The organism is Desulfitobacterium sp. PCE1 (genome assembly GCF_000384015.1).
Taxonomy (GTDB): domain Bacteria; phylum Bacillota; class Desulfitobacteriia; order Desulfitobacteriales; family Desulfitobacteriaceae; genus Desulfitobacterium; species Desulfitobacterium dehalogenans.
This window is the reverse complement of sequence record NZ_KB913023.1, coordinates 1,931,369-1,949,057: the sequence shown is the minus strand read 5'-3', so window position 1 is coordinate 1,949,057 and position 17,689 is coordinate 1,931,369. Positions and strand designations below refer to the sequence as shown.

Genomic DNA, 17,689 nt, shown 5'->3' with positions numbered 1-17,689 from the left:
GCCGCTTCAGAGCTTTCCCGCCTTAATTACTATGTTTTTTTATCATTTTATCACAAGAGAGGATCATTCCGTATTCTTCAACTACAAATGTTTGTATCTTTTCAAAACCATGCGAGAGATAAAAGCGAATTGCTTGTTTATTAGAAGACAATACTTCAATCACACATGACTGACACCCCTGTTTAATCATCTCTTTCTCTATATTTTGATAGAATAGATGTCCAATGCCCCTACCAACATATTGCGGAAGTAAATAGAAGGCATGCCATTCTGCACATTTTCCTTCTTCGGTATTAATCGTACCAAAAACTGAACTTCCGATAATTATTTTATTATACGTTGCAATAATGCAAGTATCTCCATTACAAATACTATTTTGCAAAATCGGTGACCAATGATGCTTTGTGATAGAATTCAAATAAGCTGAATCCATCAACCCTTTGTATGCTGATGTATAGCTTATTGTTATCTGCTCACTTACTCTGTCAACTTCTTCTAATGAAAGCCCGTGATAGTGTATATCCATTTTTTCCTCCACAAACGATAGAGCGTTTTTGTTCCTGATGTAGGATACGGCTTGGCTGGTTATTATTGACATAAAAAGCACTCTATTCCGAGTGCTTGTGTGTTATACCTGATGATTTCATTCGCGACCTTGATCGTGTTAATACTTTCCTTCCAAAATAGGAAATAGACCGCCCAAGCACAAAGGTTCGGTCTATTCCGCACTTTTTAGGCCGACCGCTCTTCAAGCGGCTGTTGCCGGGAGTCATGCTGCGAACATGGCTCCTGTTTATTTTAGTATACCACATATCGTCTGTAAATTTACGCTTATTGATTAATTATAGGCAATATTTTGATAAGGTAAGATAAATTGTAAGATGGCAAAAGTGGAAACCTATTTAAATTTGAATTTCATCGATCTTATGGCTCTGCCTCTTTAAGAATTTGATAAAAGAACTGGTCATTGCTGTGGGAGTACCATCTACTTTTCGCATACATAAATAGATTGGTCTTGTTAACTGAATATTTTTAATCGAAACGACAGCAATTTTTTTTTGATGGAGTAATTCTTCAATAGCAATAGAAGGTGCTAACATTGTACCAAATCCTGCTGCAACTGCTTTTAATGATTCATTTAACCCGCTTAATTGCAGACCGATTGGTGGAAAAGGGCAATCATAAATTTTACAAAAAGCTTCTAACAAAGACCTTGTCGAACTCCCCTTCTCGCGTAAAACTATAGGTTCTTGAACGAATTGATGAATTGTAATTTCTTGGTGGGCGAAAGGATGATTAATAGGTACTATAAAGCAATAGGACATGTCTAAAAAATGCTCGTAATGGATGTCGGGATGCCGTTGGCCTTCACTGACGATCACACCTATATCCGCTTCGTAGTCTAATATTTGAGAAATGACATATTGTGTATTTCCTGTTTCTAAAGATATCCTAGAGAGTGGGTATTGTATTTTGTATTGAGCTAATAGAGATGGTAATAAATAGTAACTAGGTACATATGTAGCAGCAATTTTAAAGGATTGCATTTTATTATTTTTATGTTCTTTGATCTTATTTTCAATCGATTGCTTAAGTAAAAAAATTCTTCTTCCTTCATTATAAATAAACTCCCCATCCGGTGTTAATTGTACACCACGACCACTTGGCTCCAGTAACTTTAAATCCAATTCTTTTTCTAAATTACGAATTTGTATCGTAACAGCAGGCTGACTGATACACAATTGTTCTGCTGCCTTAGTAACACTTTGCAATGTGGCTACTTTTATAAAGATATTGAGTGCGTGCAAATTCAAAAGATATCCTCCTTTATATAAAATTAATTTATGAGTATCGAATAATTATATATTATATTAATGATTAACCTCTGCCTATTATGTATAGTAAGGAAGAGGTGTCATATGAAAGCGAGTTTAGTTTATAGCATTTTTTCTGTCTTTTCATTTATTCTCTTTTACTCGTATGAACCATCTCATGTAATGAGTTTATTATTTATCATCGGTTTTTTAGCTTCCATTGTAGGAACATTATACGGCGGAGGTGGATTGATTACATTACCTGCAATGATGTTGTTAGGAATTCCTGTACAAACGAGTGTTGCTACAAATAAATTTTCTTCAGGATTAGCGGCTTTTGTAAACGTTATGACACTGCTTTACCAAAGAAAAATTACACTACAGAATATATGGTGGTTGTTATATACTGCGTTCTATGGTGGAGTATTTGGTGCTTTTGTGACGGTTAAACTTTCAACAGAAGTCATGAATGTTGTGGCATGTATCTTTCTTTTGTTTACTCTAGTCATAACAGTGAAAAGAAAAAAATTTGTAGCGTCTAAAATGCAAAATTCTACTTCCAAACGACAACTAACTATACTGCCATTATTAATAGGCATGTATGATGGTGGATTTGGTCCAGGTTCCTCTACCATGAGTATTCTGTATTTTTTAAAACGAGGGTTTTCATATTTAAAAGCAGCGGAATATACGAGAGTCTTGATATTTTCAAGTTGTAGCGGCGCCTTTATTTGGTTTTATCTAACGGGATTTATTAATTGGGGCTATGTATGGCCGATTACAATCGGATCTATTATTGGTTCTCAGTTGGGATTGAATCTGCTCCCCTATATTTCAGCAAAATATCTTGAACGATTGTTGCCTATTATTTTAGTTTTATTAATATTTCAAGTTTTGTGGAATAATTGACTCCTTTCGGATTTTGCCTTCCGACAGGTTTTGAAGAGATCGTCAATTACGATCAGATGGAATTTAGGAAATACACCAGAAAATCAGAGATGGATAAGATACTCAATAACCTCATTGGCATCTTAAAAGGAATAACAATAGATGGCATTGTTACTAAAGACGAGTTTAATGAGCTTGTTCATTGGTGTAACTTTTACCGCCAGTACGAGAGATTTCATCCTTTTAATGAGTTATTGCCGATAATCGATTCAGCACTTAACGACGGCATTCTCACACAAGATGAAATAGATGATATTTTTTGGTTGGCTTCCAAGCTGCAATCTTCGAGTGAATACTACGATGATTTAACATACTCGCTTCAAACACTACACGGTATTTTACACGGCCTCCTAGCCGATAACCAGATAACTGATGCCGAGATTAGAACGTACCGCCTTTTAATCTTTCTAATACTTAAAATAGGCGCAGACTTCGCAAAACGGTTTGAGGATCTTAGCTGCAAACAAAAAACGGTTTGAACGAAAAACCCAAATCGTTCAAACCCGTTGTTATGATCAGATATGGTGCGAGTGGTCGGAATCGAACCGACACATCCGTTAAGATAACGGCTTTTGAGAGCGACCCAGCATGTGTCGTTTAGTTAGACTTATTCATGAGTACAGTGATTGCAAAGGTTTTAAGATTTCGGTATTGGGTATAAAAAAGTTAATTTAGGGGTGTTTTTGAATCAAATGCTTGTTCCACTTTTTACGGAGCATGGTGTCACAATGATGCCATGTTCTTTCTATTGCCTACATAATGTAACCTTCTGTCGAAAAGGAGGAATATTTTTATACTCATTGAAAACTCGTTAAAACAATATACATAATGATAAAAAGGAGTGTCTATCATGAAAAAGGTATTTTATCTTATCATGTCCGCAGTGATTGCAATTACACTGGTTGGGTGTAGCTCAGACTCCAGTGCACCTCAGAAAGTTGAAACACCTAAGGCCGACACGCCTGCACAAAAAGAGGAACCCCAGCAAGTACCTACCCCTCCTGCTGAACCTGCCGTTAAGACCTATAAAGACGGGATGCATAAAGTTGGTACCGATATCCCCGCTGGCGAATATGTACTAATGTCAAATAGCTTCATGTCCTACTTTGAAGTTGCAAATGACTCAAAAGGTACACTGGATAGCATCATTGCAAATGATAATTTCTATACCAGATCAATTGTTACTGTAAAAGACGGGCAATACTTAAAACTCCAGGGGTGCAAAGCCTATGCCTTTGCCGGTGCTCCTAAGGTCGAGATTAAGGATGGCTTTTTACCCGAAGGAATGTACAAAGTTGGAGTAGATATTCCTGCCGGAGAATATAAAGTTATTCCTGAAGGTATGGGCTATGTGGAGGTCAGCAGCAATAGCACTCACGATTTAATGTCTATTGTATCAAACGATAACCTTACAGGTGAATCCTATATCACAGTACAGGATGGTCAATATTTAAAACTTAGTGGTGCAAAATTGAAATTAAACTAAAGCATTAGAAAAAGCAGAAACCTGACTTCACCATACCAGATTCCTACTCCTCATAAATTGAAATCTACTTACTATAGATAGGCAGAAATTTATCTAACCCCAGTATTTTTCTTTAAGTCTAGTATGGATTAGTGTGAATTAATATGGTCTGAGGTGGATGTCGTCCCCAATTTGCCCTCATTTCACCATAAAAGCAAGGGTTGAATCCATGCGAATAACATAACCTTTTGTCGAAAAGCAGGAAACTTGAATATTGTGATGAATTATAATTTTGGAATTATTCCGAAATTTAAGGAGGAGTTATCATGTCAATCCAAGAGAAACAGAACCTTACCGAAAAACAACTCTCAATTCTCAACAGCGAAATGGAGAAGCACAAAAAAAGCACTGGTCTGGCCTATGTACTTTGGTTCTTCTTCGGCACACTCGGCATCCATAAATTTTACATCGGTAACACAAAATGGGGAATCGCCTATTTAGCTCTAGGCATTATTGGTTGGGTTTCTATGCTAACGGGAGGCACTGCGGCATTAGCCGAAGGCGGGCAATCAGGCTTAGGAGTTGGCACATTTGGATTACTTTGCTTAATCCTTGTCGGGATATTTCTTCTGGTCGATCTATTTACCATACCTAAACAATTGAGGAAAGTGTATGAGGTAATTGAAGCAAAAACAATTAAAGGCTTTACAGCCTAAAAGCTCTCCAGAGTATGACAAACATATAAAAAAGCAGAAGCCCAGCGCTTTCAAACTGCACCGGGTTTCTGCTTCCAAGAAAGGAAAGGCTTAAGCGATGGCTGTTATCCAGCACCCACTACACTATACGCCCCTTTCCCCATAAACGTGACAAGCACCGGGATTATTCCTTGGTGCCTTTTTGCTTTCCTACTATCAAATATTTCAAATACATTTAGCCCTAGAGATATGGGATCTATACGAAAAAAATAACCCTCTGTCAAAAAGAAGGAACGAACTAATTATTAAAGAACTGATTACTATTGAATAATAACTAAAAATATTAAGGGAGGTCCATATGAAAAAAATATTAGTATACGTCTTGACCATATTCATTGCATCATCTCTGTTAGGGTGCTCAAAAACCACAGCCGATTCTAACTCTGAAGCTGGGCCTGAGCAGAAAAAAGTCGTCGAAAAGGAGCTGTTCGATGTAAAAGTGAATCTCCCCACTTCGTTTTTTGAAGGAAAGGATTTCGAAGCAATTAAGAATGAGGCTCTTGGTAAAGGTGTTCATGATGTCGTCAAAAACAGCGATGGAACTATTACCTATATCATGAGCAAAACACAGCACCGCGAAATGATGGATGACCTGGCCAAATCCATAAATGATATGACAACAGAATTTTTAGCATCTGAGGAAAATAAAAAGATATTTAAGCAGATCGAATTTAATAAGGATTACACTGAAATAAATGTCCAAGTAGACTCAACACAGTTTACCGAGTTGAGCCAAATTAGTTTATTAGGTTTTACACTCTCAGGCCTGATGTACCAAAGCTTTAACGGTGTTGAGCCAGGCGAAATCGCAGTCAAGACAAATATTATTAACAACTCAACCGGATCCATAATTAAAACATCCACTTATCCAGACCAAGTTACTGCCAAGGATGCCAACACCGATACGCCTGCTCTTACTACTGAGCCAGCTCCTCAACCTACGGTTGCTGAACCACCCCCTCAAACCGCACCCGCCAAGACCGCTCCCTCAATCCAAGAGCCCGCCCCTGCCAAGTCTCAGGCTTTTAATCCCGAGACAAGCGGATGGTATCCATATAATCCTGGTGATATGTCTATATTACTTAATGCTATATCTAGGGGAGATGTTGTTAAATATAATGGTCAATATTGGGCATCTCCAAAATATTTCGAGAGTATTTCTAATCCTACCGTTCATATTATTGAAGTCCCCCAGGATCAAACCTATTCGGGCGGTCCGACTGGCAATACAGCTCTAGATCGTGAATTAGCAGAAAGAGAAGCCATAAAAAAGTTCACCCAAGAAAATAGTAACTATACAATTGATGAAGGAACAGCAGCCGAAGGAACATCAGATGCAGATAGTATTATTATCAAATCTTTTGGTGGTGAATAAATAACTGTATGCTAAAAGGAGAGTACAGTAAGCTACACTGCAAACCCGCTTTACATGGATCATAAAAAACCTCCTCTCTCACCTTTACCGGTGTGGGAGGAGGTTTTGCTTCGAGCTGGTCATGCATGGCCGGCGTTAAGATATATTTGATCTTTATCAATTACATATAAAGCCGAGAACTTAATTCCTTCATATATTCCATGTCATAGGTTTTGTTATTGCCTTGATTGACAGATCGCAAATATTCAATAGGGAGTTAGGACGCTTGCTCACCCCCACTATGCGGTCGGCTTAACTGCTGCTGGCTTTTGTTCTGGATTATACTCTATTTCAGCAGGCATTATTATGAACGATGAGCTGCTATATTTTTCATTACCTTCGTCATACAGGAATGAATATAACACATTACCGCATATAACCCTTCTTAAACTATCTGTTCCCTCTGGCGCCTTATCGAATACATATAGTTCTTTACATATTTCCTCTTGCATCCCAGGATTGAATAGGTTAATTAGCTCATAAATGAAGTCTCCGTTTTTCTTCGCTCGCTCTTCACTGTCCGAAAAAAGACTTAACTCTATTTCCGTCACGCGCCCTGCCGCATTGCTGTCGATGTCATATACGCTATTCTCCTCACCGATTAAATCAACTACAATGCTCCATGTCTCTCCATTATCGGAATACATAATATGTGTGTCAGAAGAGTTTTTCAACGGAGCAAGGGGTTGGTACCCTTTCTCGCCGATTACTCTATTAAAACTATTGATAAAATCGCTTGGATATAACAGAAAATATTCTTTGAATTTTGTTCTGGATGTGTCGTATCCATTGGTAATTTTTATCGAATCGCTAGTGCTGCTGGTACCACCACAGCCAGTCAGTAAACCCATACAAAAAACTAGTATCAGCAAAATACTTAAAAATTTTCTCAAAACTCAACCCACCCTCCGCTTCCAATTTATGCATATTATGTTCTATATCGTAACATCTCAGACAACTTTTTACAATATGGAGTTAATGTACAGTTCTTGCAATTGTCTCGCTAACTCGCGTGCAACTTTATTGATCTGCCTCTTCCCTAAATCTCCTCGTCCACTGTGCGCTCTATCTCTAAGGTTTTTTCGATCATATAGTCTGCACATTGCATCACCGCCTTGTATATTCCCATATTGTGGCAATTTCTTTAGGCAAATCATAAGCTATAGTATCTTCGGGTAAAGGAGGAATTCAAATGGCACTTGGTTTTGACGGAGGCTGTGAACGTCGTGAAGAGAGATTCGAAGGTATTGCAATCGTCGTTGTAATCATTCTTTTGCTCATTGCGTTGGGCATCGTATTCTAAGCATAAATAAATAAAATAATTGGAAGGAGGTCATGTCATGTACGGAATGGGTTCTTTCGGAATGGGCGGCGCATGTTGCCCTGGTGGCGGTATGGGCAGTTTTGTCGGCGTTGGGATCATTGCTATTGCAATTCTTATCCTGATTGCTCTAGGCGTAATCTTCTAAATCGATAAAAGAAAGGCCAGGCGAATTGCCCTGGCCTTTTTGTTGTCATATGCGGCTAGTATATATTTCACCTAGCCGCTTTAAATGGAAAAGAGGGAACACTAATACGTTTAGGATTAAGGTTAGCTAAGCGGACCTGATATAATCTATGCATGTTACGAGGACAAGGTGACACTTTTCCATGAAGAGTCTCTCCAAATAGTCTTACGCTATCATGCCGTAATGTATCGCAAACTTTTTTATAATCACCGCTTTTTTCTGGTAATAGATTGGCCTACTCATAAACACCTTCCCGCACACCATAATCTGACAACCACCCCTGAAAATATTTTAACTCTACTAATCTGCGCTCCTCTGGACTTAGTAGCTCTAACACGTCGAACAATGCTAAAAAAGGCCAACCCCAAAGGGCTGACCTTTTCTTAAATCAGATGTTCCAGTTTTGTTCCACCTAATTTTTATCATTTGATAAAATAAAAAAATCCCCGCAATGCTTGCAGGGATTGGTTTTTAGTTTGGTGCGAGTGGTCGGAATCGAACCGACACATCCGTAAAGATAACGGTTTTTGAGACCGTCGCGTCTGCCTGTTCCGCCACACTCGCATACTGCTTGAGCAGGTCACCTAGGCAACAGGTGACTTAGATATAATAGCATAAAGATTAAAAATGTGTCAAGCCTTCTCTTCAAATTCTCCGTATTTCATAAGTTTTTCATAGCGCATAGCTCTCAGTTCATCCGGAGAGACTTTGCGAAGGTCCAGGAGGGCTTGGGCAATGACCTTCTTCATTTCCTCGGCGGTCCGCTCCACGCTCCGATGAGCTCCTCCTAAGGGCTCCTTGATAATGCCGTCGGCGATTCCCAGTTCAAATAGGTCCTGGGCTGTGAATTTCAGAGCGGATGCCGCTTCCTTGGCTTTGCCCGGATCCTTCCAGAGAATCGAGGCACAGCTTTCCGGGGCGATGACCGAGTAGAAGGAATTCTCCAGCAGCAAGACCGTATTCCCCACCCCTAAAGCCAGGGCTCCGCCGCTGCCTCCCTCTCCGATCACGGTGCAAATAATCGGAACGCTATAACCCGCCATGGCCTGTAAGCAACGGGCAATAGCTTCCCCTTGTCCCCGTTCCTCTGCTTCAAGGTCACAGGCAGCACCGGGAGTATCGATAAAGGTGAGGATCGGTCTGCGAAATTTTTCCGCTTGATCCATCAAGCGGAGAGCCTTCCGATATCCTTCCGGATGGGGCATACCAAAGTTTCTTTGAATATTCTCCTTAGTGCCCCTCCCTTTGATATGGGAAACCACCGTTACGGGAATCCCCTCAAAGGTAGCGATACCGCCCACGATGGCCTTGTCATCGGCAAAGAGACGATCTCCTTTAAATTCCATGAAATCTTCAAAAAGCAAGGGGGCGTAATCGTAGAAATTTGGCCGTTCCATATGACGGGCAATCTGAACCTTTTGCCAAGGTTCCAGGTTGCCGTAAATTTCTTTTCTTAATCGTACCAGTCTGCGCATGAGCTTGGAGATTTCCGGTGAGAGATTAATATCCTTCTCTTTGGAAAATTCCTGAAGCTCAGCGATCTTGTGTTCAAGCTCAAGGATTGGCTTTTCAAAATCAAAGTGTTGAGCCATCAAACTGCCCCTTCCTGATGATAACGCAGCAAACGCCCCAGAACCTTTCTCATCTCTTCCCGTTTTACCACACAATCAATCTGTCCGTGCATCTGATTAAATTCGGCAGTCTGAGCACCTTCCGGAAGTTCCTTACGCATGGTTTGCTTAATGACGCGGGGACCGGTAAAACCAATCAAAGCCCCCGGTTCAGCGATATGAATATCTCCTAAGGAAGCATAACTGGCTGTGACTCCCCCGAAAGTGGGGTCTGTCAGTACGGAAATGTAGAGCAGCCGCTCCTCAGCCAAGCGCCCTAAGGCCGCGCTGGTTTTGGCCATTTGGTATAAGGAGAGGATTCCCTCCTGCATGCGCGCTCCGCCGGAAGTGGAAAAAATAACCACTGGGCAACGCAATTCGATAGCCCGCTCAACTGCACGGGCAATCTTTTCCCCGGTCACAGAGCCCATACTACCCATCATGAAATTCCCCTCATTGAAGGCCAGTACCACCGGGATTCCTTCAATACTGGCTTGGCCAGTGAGTACGGATTCTGAAACATCGGATTTCTTATAAGCTTCCTCCAGCTTATCCTGGTAATCGGGAAACTCCAGAGGATTCGTCGTGTGAAGCTCCTTATCCCATTCTTCGAAGGTCCCGGGATCCACTAAATGTTCAAGTCTCTCCCGCGCCGGGATACGAAAATGATAGCCGCAGGATGTGCAGACCCGTTGGTTCTCCACCAGGTCCTTATTAAACAATACTTCGCCGCATTTTGGACACTTCACCCAGAGACCGTCAGGGAGCTCTTTACGAGGGGATTCATGTTCTATGAGAGGCTCAGCTAAATAAGTCCGCTCCCCTTCCAGCGGATTTTTAGAAGGGAGCGAACCTAGGGTCGCGTATTTTCGTTTTTTACGGAATATATCTTTTAGCATATCTAGCTCCCCATATAGCTAGTAATAATTTCATGAGCTTCTTCCGCCTCTGACTCGGGGACCAGGATCTCTACAGATGCGTGATCTCCCAGATGAGCTGAACCGATCGGTCGAAGCTGCACCAGCATTCCTTCTTCAGAAAGGGCTTTTTTATATTTCTCGGCAATTGCTTTATTAGGTGCAATATAAATAACGGTCCACATGGCAAATCCTCCTTGTTCAAAAAGAGAAACATACCCCTCGTTCTGTATGTCAAATACCATTATTATAGATTTAAAGACCAGATACTATTTTTCATAATAACACAGGAAAAAGCATCTTGCAAGAAAGCCTGTCCGCCTACGTAAGTTCCCGTATTGACGAGCATTTTAATCTCTGGGCAAGATACTGTACTCCATACCTGACCTTCATCGTCAAAATTAATTTCTACTCATTTATCTCCATGTGATATTTCTCGTAGATAGCCTGCTCCACATGGGCCGGAACAAATTCACTGATGTTCCCCTTTAAGCTGGCGGCCCATTTGATGGAGCTTGAACTGATAAAAGAGAATTCACTCTGAGTCATAAGAAAAATAGTTTCAATATCTGAGGCAAGCTTTTTATTCATCAGGGCTAATTGGAATTCGTACTCAAAATCCTGCATGGCTCTTAAGCCCCGAATGATGGCATTAGCCCCGCATTGTCTGGCGAACTCCACAGTCAGTCCTTCAAAACCTTTGACTTTGACCTGACACAGCTCTTGAGCAGCAGTCTCCAAAAGCTGAATACGTTCTTCCAGGGAAAAAAGTGTGGTTTTATTGCTGTTCACAGCTACGGCAACGATGACTTCATCGAAAAATTCCGTTGCTCTTTTAAGTATATCCAAATGCCCATTAGTCACAGGATCGAATGTTCCTGGATAAATTGCTACTCGCACTTCCCCTGCTCCTTTTTCTATGGATTTTTACATAGTATGGACTTTCCATACGACATTGCTTTCCCCTAGTATGTTTGACAAGGCCTGAACCAATTCCTCTAAATCATTCACCCAAAGTTCCCGGTTCCCTTGAACCAGCTTTTTATCCTGCTCAAAAAAGAAGAGCACCGGATGGGTTCCCGAATAATGACGTAGTATCGGCAGAGTCTCTTCAAGAAGGGGGGTCCCTTCGTAGGGAAATCTTAAGTAAAGTTTCCGGGAAGGCACTCCCTTGGCGTTTAAAGGCTTTTTCCCATATTCCTTATGTCCTGTGGGTTGTGCCCTCTCTGCTGCATTCTCCAAGTCCGTGATACGCTCCGCAAAAATCTTGCGTTCATCATCCCGGATAGTGTATCTTCCCTCAACCACCACGACCTGATCCTCCGTCAACCGGGCACTTTGAGCAAAAATCCGTGGGAACACCAAAACTTCTATGGTTCCGGTTAAATCCTCCAGTACAAAGCTGGCCATCATTTCCCCCCGTTTGGTCACTGTGGTACGGTAGCCGGTGACGATTCCACCCAGGATGACCTTCTTTTCCTCATCTCCTTCGAGACAGCTCAAAATATCCTCTGAAGTAGCATTTCTCAATTTGGGAAGAAGGCTATCGAGAGGGTGACCGCTGAGATAAAGACCCAGGTATTCTTTTTCCATGGTGAGGAGTTCTCGCGGAGAATACTCTTCGACATCAGGGAGGTCAATCCCTTCATCCATAGAGTCTCCGAAATCAAACAATGAAAACTGCCCGCTTTCCTTGTCCCTCTGGCGCTGTTGAGCCATTTCCAGGACAGAATCCAGGGCTAAAAGCCCTTGAGCTCTTTTACACAGTGAGTTAAAGGCCCCGGCTTTCAGCAAGCTTTCCAGGACCCGCTTATTCAGAACCTTCGCATCCACGCGAATGCAGAAATCATAGAGAGATTCAAAAGGACCCTCCTGGCGGGCCTCAATAATCTTCTCCACCACATTGACACCCACATTGCGGATCGCTCCTAAGCCAAAGCGAATGCCCCGGCCTTCGATGCTGAAGCCCACCAGACTATGCTGAACATCCGGAGGGAGTATCTTGATCCCGCTTTGCCGGGCTTCATGAATATAAAAGGACACTTTGTCCGCCGAATTCATGACGGTGCTGATTAAAGCCGCATTAAATTCCAGAGGATAGTTGGCTTTCAGGTAAGCCGTTTGATACGCAATCACCGCATAGGCCGTGGCATGACCTTTATTAAAGCCATATTCGGCAAATTTGGCCATCAAGTCAAAGATCTCCTCGGCTTCCTTTTCCGTAAGACCGAGTTTTAAGGCGCCGGGGATAATCTCTTCCCCGGTGGGGCTTTGCAAACCATAGATAAAGCTTTGCCGCTCTTCTTCCATGATCTCTTTTTTCTTTTTTCCCATCGCCCGCCTGAGCAAATCCGCTCGTCCCAGAGAATAACCTGCTAAATCCCGGGCAATCTGCATAACCTGCTCCTGGTAAACGATAACTCCATAGGTGCTTCTCAGGATGGGCTCCAGCATAGGATGCAGGTAAGAGACGGTCCCGCCGTGCTTGCGGCGGATAAATTCAGGAATCTGCTCCATGGGGCCGGGACGGAATAAAGCTACCACCGCGATGATATCTTCAAAGCAGGAAGGCTTCAGTTCCTTAAGGACATTGCGCATCCCCCCGCTTTCTAGCTGGAAAACGCCGGTGCTGTTGCCCAGGGAAAGCATATCGAAGGTGGCTTTGTCATCCAGGGGCAGACTCTGCAGATCCAAGACTTCCCCCCGATTCCCCTGAATTTGCTTCAAAGCCTCCTGGATGATGGTCAGGTTGCGCAGCCCCAGGAAGTCCATTTTGAGAAGCCCCACCTCTTCCACCGTCTTCATGGGGAATTGGGTCATGGTGAAGCCCCCGTCGGAAGTCCTTTGCAAGGGGATATAGGTGTCCAGGGAATCCTTGGCGATCACCACACCTGCCGCATGGGTGGAAGCATGGCGGGGCATTCCCTCGATAGAACGTGCGATTTCGTAGAGTTTTTTAATCTCCCCATCCTCTTCGGTGAGCTTCACCAGATCGGGAGAGACGGTCAGGGCTTTTTCCAAGGTCATCCCCAAATCGCTGGGGATGGCTTTAGCCACTTTGTCCACCCGGGCAAGGGGAATTCCCAGCACCCGACCGACATCACGAATGGCCGCTTTGGCTCCCATGGTTCCAAAAGTGATGATCTGGCAGACTTTGTCCGAGCCGTATTTCTCCGTGACATAGCTGATCACCCGCTCCCGGCCTTCCGGGTCAAAGTCTATATCAATATCCGGCATGCTTACCCGCTCCGGATTCAAAAACCGCTCAAAAAGCAAATCATGCTGCATGGGCTCTACAGTGGTAATTTCCATCAGATAAGCGACCATACTGGCGGCCGCCGAACCCCGGCCCGGTCCTACAGCGATACCATTCCCCCGGGCATACTGACAAAAGTCCGCCACGATCAGGAAATAACCGGAGAATCCCGTTTGAGAGATCACGTCCAGCTCATAGTCCAGCCGTTCCTTCTCTTCGGCTTTTTGGTTAGGGTAGAAAAGCGGAAAAGCTTCATAGCATTTTTTCCTCAGGTAAGTATCCAGGGTATACCCTTCCGGAACCTCAAAGACCGGCAAATAATGGTCACCAAATTTGAAATCCACCTGACAGCGTTCCGCGATCCGGACCGTGTTCTCCAGAATCTCCGGATGCTCTCCGAAAAGCAGGCTCATCTCCGCTTCCGATTTCAAGAAAAACTCCTCACTGGAAAAGCTCATACGGCTGGAATCGGTGAGGTTCTTCCCGGTCTGAATGCAGATGAGCACATCCTGGATAAAGGCATCCTCTTTCCTGACGTAATGCACGTCGTTGGTGGCAACCATAGGAATTCCTGTTCGCCGCTGAACCTCAAACATTCCCGTATTAACCCGCTGCTGCTCCTCCAGCCCATGGTTTTGAACTTCCAAGTAGAAGTTCCCCTTGCCGAAGATCTCTTCATACTCCAGGGCACTCTGCACCGCTGTTTCCAGCTGATTATTCATGAGATACTCCGAGACTTCCCCCGCTAAACAAGCGCTTAAGGCAATGAGTCCCCGGCTATGCTTTCTTAAGATATCCTTGTCCACCCGGGGCTTATAGTAAAAGCCGTCCACATGAGCCGTGGACACAAGCTTAATGAGGTTTTTGTACCCTTCTTCATTTTCAGCCAGCAGCACCAGATGGCGGTTGTTATCATCCCGGCCCGGCACTCTCTCCGTCCGCCGATGAGGGGCCACATAGACTTCACAGCCGATGATGGGTTTAATACCGGCCTTCTTGCAGGCTTTGTAAAAATCAATAATTCCATACATGACGCCGTGATCGGTAATAGCCACTGCCGGCATCCCCAGCTCGACGGCCTTATTAACCAGTCTTTCAATCCGGGCCGCCCCGTCAAGAAGGCTGTATTCTGTATGGACGTGGAGGTGAACAAATCCCATATTTCAGGCCTCCTTTTCGTACTAGTGTGGTGACACGTTCACTTTCAGTCAAATAACGCAGGATGAATTTTCAGTCTGCAAGGCGGAGGAATGAGGCGCAGTGGTGCTACGCCGATTGACGACAACGCAGCAGATGGAAATTCAGACAAGTTATTTGGCGAAATGTGAGCGGGTCACTACACTATCCCCATTATGAAAGAAAGGCCTTGATAACTCAAGGCCTTTCCCCATTAAATTAAGAAACCTTTTTATCGCCCATTCTTGCGGTCATCAGTGCTTTAGCCAAGAGCTGGTTATTGGAGTAGAGATCAATCTCAATATTGCAGTGTTTTTTCGCCACCAGCAGTAATTTGACGGTAATGCGAACTTCCGTCCCTACAGGGATGGGCTGCAATTGATAGAAGGTAAAGTTCTCTGTGATCGCATCTAGTCGATATTGCTTTCGCAGAGCGATGTATCCGGCCATATTCATTAAAGTTACCAAAACTCCGGGACTGGCAGAGCCAAATTCGTTGACCATAAACCGGGTGATCTCACCTTCGATAGTCAGATACTCGGGATCCTCCACATAGCGGAAGCCGCTTAAAATCAAATTATCCACGGTTTCCCCGAACTGAGGCTGCTTCTGGATCTGCTGATAAGCTTCCAGAACATCCTGCAAGCTGATGATGCCGATCAGCGCCCCTTGGTCAACCACCGCGGCAATCTCCCACCCTTCCCAAAGCATAATCCGGGAAATATGGGTCACGGAGTCTTCCCTGCCCACCACGTAAGGATTAGGATTCATCACTTCCACCACGGAAGTATTCATCTCTGCCCCGGCTACATCGATGGCTGTAATCATGCCGACCACAATATTCTCCTCGTTGACAACGGGGAAGCGGCTATGGGTTGTTCTTTGGGAAAGATCATGCCAATCTCCCACTGTAGCAAGGGTGGTCAAATAATTAACATCCTTGACCATAATATCCTCAACCAAAATGAGCTCCTTTTCAATCAAACGATCGTAAAGGGCACGGTTGATCATGGTGGTCACAGCAAAGGTATCATAAGGGGACTGAATAATGGTGAGATGTTTTTCTTTGGCCAATTGAAGAATATCTTCTTGAGGTTCAAACCCTCCGGTGATCAAGAGAGGTGAGCCTTTCTCCAAGGCAAGCAATTGGGCATCGTGACGGTTTCCGACGATACACAAAGAATTGTCTTCTAAGTACCTCTCCATGGCATCCAATTCCATAGCTGCAATCAAAAACTTATTGGGGGAATTGTCCAGACTTTCAAAGCCACAGAGTACAATCCCTTCCGCAATTTGCGAGACTTCACGCAAGGTTAAATCTTCAATACGCCGTTCCTTGGCTCCTTCGATGCGGATCGTCCCCACTTTGGGGATGGAACGAACATACCCTTTATTCTCTGCTTCTTTAATTGCCCGGTAAGCGGTTCCTTCACTGACGTCCAGCTCTTTGGCAATAAAGCGTACAGATACCTTGCTCCCTATAGTAAGGCCTTCAATAAAACTTAAAATTTGTTGATGTTTCGTCTGACTCAATCGTAACGCTCCCTACTTTATAAAGCGATTTTCAGACTCAATTATACCACATCTGGTGGTCTGAAAGGCATATTCCTCGTCATTTTGAAAAATATTTTGTCGAATCTGTTACTGTTATATAATTCAAAACCAGGCTAATCCTGAAGATTCCCGTTTTCCTGTTGACTCCTGCTTTTCATCCGCTGAGTCATTAAGCCGCCGATTTTTCCTGCGTCTTTGGCGGAAAGAGAATGCCATCCCTTGATACGAACCTGATCGATAAGGCCTAATTCCGCAGCAATCTCCATTTTCAACCCTTCCAGAGGATCCGTTCTTTTCAGCTTAACGTTTTTCCCTTTCATCACATCATCCCCCTGCTCATCCCTTGTTCATCAAAATACGGACAGAGATGCCTTTTTTCAATGGGTTGTTGTTTTAAGCGACAGCGACCCTCAACGTAGTAATAACAATTGGCAGTACAAGGTCTTCGTGTCATTGTGAATCAACTCCTTAAAGAGAGTTTCTCCGAAACACCAATAAAAAATACCCACCCTGTATGGTAGGTATTAAACAACAACTTTTTAAATTATAAGCGACTCACCTGGCGCTAAAATCTCCCCTTTGCTGGCAGGGAACTTTCGTTTCAGAAGTTCAATAAACTCTTGAGGGTCCTGTTGAATAAGGGGGAAAGTATTATAATGCATGGGAATCAAATATTTTGGCCTTAAAAGGGTAGCGGCATAAACCGCTTCCTCCTGGCCCATGGTGTAATTATCTCCGATAGGCAGTATGGCCGCTTCCAAGGGGTGTCGCCGTCCGATAAGCTCCATATCCCCAAAAAGCCCCGTATCCCCTGCATGGTAAATCCACTTACCATCCATTTGGATCAAAAATCCGCAGGCAACACCGGCATAAATGAAGGATTCTTCCTCCCCTTGCGGTTCAAACACAGATCCATGTAAAGCTTGAGTCAAACGTACCGTTCCAAAATTAAAGGTATGTTTACCGCCAATATGCATGGCATGGGTATTAGCCCCATACTTGGCGCATAGGCGGGCCAGCTCAAATACACAAATAATGGGAGCTCCAGTCTTTTGAGAAAGCTTGATAGCATCCCCCAAATGATCGGAATGCCCATGGGAAACCAAAATCGCATCAAGGTGAGTGAAATGTTCCGGCCCCACATCCGCTGTAGGGTTCCCGCTCAGGAAAGGATCGATCAGGATTCTTCCCTTCTCTCCAATCACTTCGAAGCAAGCATGGCCATGAAAGCGAATTTCCATTGTTACCACTCCTTAAGGTTAGCTCATCAAC

At 43.5% G+C, this 17,689-nt stretch carries 17 protein-coding genes and 1 tRNA gene; 6 read left to right on the top strand and 12 right to left on the bottom strand.

The window, feature by feature from the left end; translation table 11 throughout:
* Positions 1–22: 22 nt before the first annotated feature.
* The gene (locus DESPCE1_RS0109655) at positions 23–526 is read right to left on the bottom strand and encodes a GNAT family N-acetyltransferase (RefSeq protein ID WP_019850344.1); all 504 of its coding nucleotides are present in this window, start codon (positions 524–526) and stop codon (positions 23–25) included.
* Positions 527–902: 376 nt separating this feature from the next.
* Entirely contained in the window at positions 903–1,814 is a 912-nt protein-coding gene (locus tag DESPCE1_RS0109650; protein ID WP_019850343.1) for a LysR family transcriptional regulator, read from the bottom strand.
* Positions 1,815–1,919: 105 nt separating this feature from the next.
* On the opposite strand from DESPCE1_RS0109650, the gene DESPCE1_RS0109645 reads away from it, so the two are divergent.
* The 5 genes from DESPCE1_RS0109645 (at position 1,920) to DESPCE1_RS0109625 (ending at position 6,357) form a co-directional block, all read left to right on the top strand.
* Positions 1,920–2,723 (top strand): sulfite exporter TauE/SafE family protein, encoded by an 804-nt coding sequence (locus DESPCE1_RS0109645; RefSeq protein WP_019850342.1) that lies wholly within the window; start codon positions 1,920–1,922, stop codon positions 2,721–2,723.
* A complete protein-coding gene (locus DESPCE1_RS21310) occupies positions 2,720–3,241 on the top strand; it encodes a hypothetical protein (RefSeq protein ID WP_019850341.1) in 522 nt (173 codons plus the stop codon). The genes DESPCE1_RS0109645 and DESPCE1_RS21310 overlap by 4 nt, the downstream gene beginning before the upstream one ends.
* Positions 3,242–3,612: 371 nt before the next feature.
* Positions 3,613–4,248, top strand: a complete 636-nt coding sequence (locus DESPCE1_RS21850; RefSeq protein WP_019850340.1) for a hypothetical protein — start codon at positions 3,613–3,615, stop codon at positions 4,246–4,248.
* A 305-nt stretch (positions 4,249–4,553) separates the two neighbouring features.
* Positions 4,554–4,943, top strand: a complete 390-nt coding sequence (locus tag DESPCE1_RS0109630; RefSeq protein ID WP_019850339.1) for a TM2 domain-containing protein — start codon at positions 4,554–4,556, stop codon at positions 4,941–4,943.
* A 337-nt stretch (positions 4,944–5,280) separates the two neighbouring features.
* The gene (locus DESPCE1_RS0109625; protein WP_019850338.1) at positions 5,281–6,357 is read left to right on the top strand and encodes an SPOR domain-containing protein; all 1,077 of its coding nucleotides are present in this window, start codon (positions 5,281–5,283) and stop codon (positions 6,355–6,357) included.
* A 278-nt stretch (positions 6,358–6,635) separates the two neighbouring features.
* On the opposite strand, the gene DESPCE1_RS0109620 is transcribed toward DESPCE1_RS0109625, so the two are convergent.
* Entirely contained in the window at positions 6,636–7,289 is a 654-nt protein-coding gene (locus DESPCE1_RS0109620; protein WP_019850337.1) for a hypothetical protein, read from the bottom strand.
* A gap of 447 nt (positions 7,290–7,736) precedes the next feature.
* Between DESPCE1_RS0109620 and DESPCE1_RS23990 the strand changes: the two genes are divergently transcribed.
* The gene (locus DESPCE1_RS23990) at positions 7,737–7,865 is read left to right on the top strand and encodes a hypothetical protein (RefSeq protein ID WP_019850336.1); all 129 of its coding nucleotides are present in this window, start codon (positions 7,737–7,739) and stop codon (positions 7,863–7,865) included.
* A 516-nt stretch (positions 7,866–8,381) separates the two neighbouring features.
* On the opposite strand, the gene DESPCE1_RS0109600 is transcribed toward DESPCE1_RS23990, so the two are convergent.
* The 9 genes from DESPCE1_RS0109600 to DESPCE1_RS0109560 all read right to left on the bottom strand — a co-directional run bounded on the left by DESPCE1_RS0109600 (position 8,382) and on the right by DESPCE1_RS0109560 (position 17,658).
* Positions 8,382–8,468, bottom strand: a tRNA-Leu gene (locus DESPCE1_RS0109600).
* Between the two features lie 68 nt (positions 8,469–8,536).
* Complete coding sequence (locus DESPCE1_RS0109595; RefSeq protein WP_019850334.1) at positions 8,537–9,496, bottom strand: acetyl-CoA carboxylase carboxyltransferase subunit alpha; 960 nt, start codon at positions 9,494–9,496, stop codon at positions 8,537–8,539.
* Positions 9,496–10,413: an acetyl-CoA carboxylase, carboxyltransferase subunit beta gene (gene accD, locus DESPCE1_RS0109590; protein WP_019850333.1), complete on the bottom strand. Its 918-nt coding sequence runs from the start codon at positions 10,411–10,413 to the stop codon at positions 9,496–9,498. Before accD ends, DESPCE1_RS0109595 begins: the two co-directional genes overlap by 1 nt.
* A 2-nt stretch (positions 10,414–10,415) precedes the next feature.
* Positions 10,416–10,616 carry a hypothetical protein gene (locus DESPCE1_RS0109585; protein WP_011459626.1) on the bottom strand — a complete coding sequence of 67 codons (201 nt, stop codon included), beginning with the start codon at positions 10,614–10,616 and terminating at the stop codon, positions 10,416–10,418.
* Positions 10,617–10,839: 223 nt separating this feature from the next.
* Positions 10,840–11,331 carry a pantetheine-phosphate adenylyltransferase gene (gene coaD, locus DESPCE1_RS0109580; RefSeq protein WP_014793804.1) on the bottom strand — a complete coding sequence of 164 codons (492 nt, stop codon included), beginning with the start codon at positions 11,329–11,331 and terminating at the stop codon, positions 10,840–10,842.
* 27 nt (positions 11,332–11,358) lie between these two features.
* Entirely contained in the window at positions 11,359–14,847 is a 3,489-nt protein-coding gene (locus tag DESPCE1_RS0109575; RefSeq protein ID WP_019850332.1) for a DNA polymerase III subunit alpha, read from the bottom strand.
* Positions 14,848–15,082: 235 nt separating this feature from the next.
* On the bottom strand, positions 15,083–16,396 hold the full coding sequence (locus DESPCE1_RS0109570; RefSeq protein ID WP_014793802.1) for a DRTGG domain-containing protein: 1,314 nt from the start codon (positions 16,394–16,396) through the stop codon (positions 15,083–15,085).
* Between the two features lie 134 nt (positions 16,397–16,530).
* Positions 16,531–16,737 carry a small, acid-soluble spore protein, alpha/beta type gene (locus DESPCE1_RS0109565; protein WP_014793801.1) on the bottom strand — a complete coding sequence of 69 codons (207 nt, stop codon included), beginning with the start codon at positions 16,735–16,737 and terminating at the stop codon, positions 16,531–16,533.
* A gap of 219 nt (positions 16,738–16,956) precedes the next feature.
* Positions 16,957–17,658 (bottom strand): metal-dependent hydrolase, encoded by a 702-nt coding sequence (locus DESPCE1_RS0109560; protein WP_019850331.1) that lies wholly within the window; start codon positions 17,656–17,658, stop codon positions 16,957–16,959.
* Positions 17,659–17,689: the final 31 nt, after the last annotated feature.

Coding starts and splice junctions, on each gene's coding strand:
- DESPCE1_RS0109655 (WP_019850344.1), bottom strand. CDS start 526: ATGGATATACACTATCACGGGCTTTCATTAGAAGAAGTTGACAGAGTA.
- DESPCE1_RS0109645 (WP_019850342.1), top strand. CDS start 1,920: ATGAAAGCGAGTTTAGTTTATAGCATTTTTTCTGTCTTTTCATTTATT.
- DESPCE1_RS21850 (WP_019850340.1), top strand. CDS start 3,613: ATGAAAAAGGTATTTTATCTTATCATGTCCGCAGTGATTGCAATTACA.
- DESPCE1_RS0109630 (WP_019850339.1), top strand. CDS start 4,554: ATGTCAATCCAAGAGAAACAGAACCTTACCGAAAAACAACTCTCAATT.
- DESPCE1_RS0109625 (WP_019850338.1), top strand. CDS start 5,281: ATGAAAAAAATATTAGTATACGTCTTGACCATATTCATTGCATCATCT.
- DESPCE1_RS23990 (WP_019850336.1), top strand. CDS start 7,737: ATGTACGGAATGGGTTCTTTCGGAATGGGCGGCGCATGTTGCCCTGGT.
- DESPCE1_RS0109595 (WP_019850334.1), bottom strand. CDS start 9,496: ATGGCTCAACACTTTGATTTTGAAAAGCCAATCCTTGAGCTTGAACAC.
- accD (WP_019850333.1), bottom strand. CDS start 10,413: ATGCTAAAAGATATATTCCGTAAAAAACGAAAATACGCGACCCTAGGT.
- DESPCE1_RS0109585 (WP_011459626.1), bottom strand. CDS start 10,616: ATGTGGACCGTTATTTATATTGCACCTAATAAAGCAATTGCCGAGAAA.
- DESPCE1_RS0109575 (WP_019850332.1), bottom strand. CDS start 14,847: ATGGGATTTGTTCACCTCCACGTCCATACAGAATACAGCCTTCTTGAC.
- DESPCE1_RS0109565 (WP_014793801.1), bottom strand. CDS start 16,737: ATGAAAGGGAAAAACGTTAAGCTGAAAAGAACGGATCCTCTGGAAGGG.
- DESPCE1_RS0109560 (WP_019850331.1), bottom strand. CDS start 17,658: ATGGAAATTCGCTTTCATGGCCATGCTTGCTTCGAAGTGATTGGAGAG.